Origin of the sequence: Clostridium boliviensis, from assembly GCF_033342255.1 — a bacterium.
Taxonomy (GTDB): Bacteria; Bacillota; Clostridia; order Lachnospirales; family Lachnospiraceae; genus Lacrimispora; species Lacrimispora boliviensis.
In genome coordinates this window covers 1-528 of sequence record NZ_JAWONS010000053.1, presented here as the reverse complement: position 1 = coordinate 528, position 528 = coordinate 1, and the positions used below count along the sequence as shown (strand labels likewise).

Here is a 528-nt window from a genome sequence, read left to right as displayed (position 1 = left end):
GTCACCGTCCACCATCTTACGGGGAGAAATTTTCTCTCCGAAACGCGGAGCTGTGGTGTAGAGGCCTAACATGCCTGCCTGTCACGCAGGAGATCGCGGGTTCGAATCCCGTCAGCTCCGCCAATTTTTTGCGGCGGCCATGGCGAAGTGGTTAACGCACCGGATTGTGGCTCCGGCATTCGTGGGTTCGATTCCCACTGGTCGCCCCACACTGGGGAGTAGCCAAGTGGTAAGGCAACGGACTTTGACTCCGTGATGCGTAGGTTCGATCCCTACCTCCCCAGCCATCGATATGAGCCATTAGCTCAGTTGGTAGAGCACCTGACTTTTAATCAGGGTGTCCCAGGTTCGAGTCCTGGATGGCTCACCAGGAAGACCGGAAGACAGGACTCATCCTTATTGAACGCGAGGAGTTCCCTTAGGGGCGCTCCTCGCGCGACGTTTTGATGAGGGTGAAGCCTGGCCGGGAAATGGAAAGAAAAAATCCCTTTGAAGCCCTTGACATTTTCTCTTCACCTGTGATAAGAT

Annotated in this window: 4 tRNA genes; all 4 read left to right on the top strand. The window is 54.9% G+C overall.

Annotated features, from left to right (window positions below):
• Positions 1–46 precede the first annotated feature (46 nt).
• The 4 genes from RZO55_RS02665 (at position 47) to RZO55_RS02650 (ending at position 370) form a co-directional block, all read left to right on the top strand.
• Positions 47–123 (top strand) — tRNA-Asp (locus RZO55_RS02665).
• A gap of 10 nt (positions 124–133) precedes the next feature.
• A tRNA-His gene (locus RZO55_RS02660) sits at positions 134–209 on the top strand.
• 3 nt (positions 210–212) lie between these two features.
• Positions 213–287: transfer RNA gene (locus RZO55_RS02655), tRNA-Gln, on the top strand.
• A 7-nt stretch (positions 288–294) separates the two neighbouring features.
• Positions 295–370 (top strand) — tRNA-Lys (locus RZO55_RS02650).
• Positions 371–528: the final 158 nt, after the last annotated feature.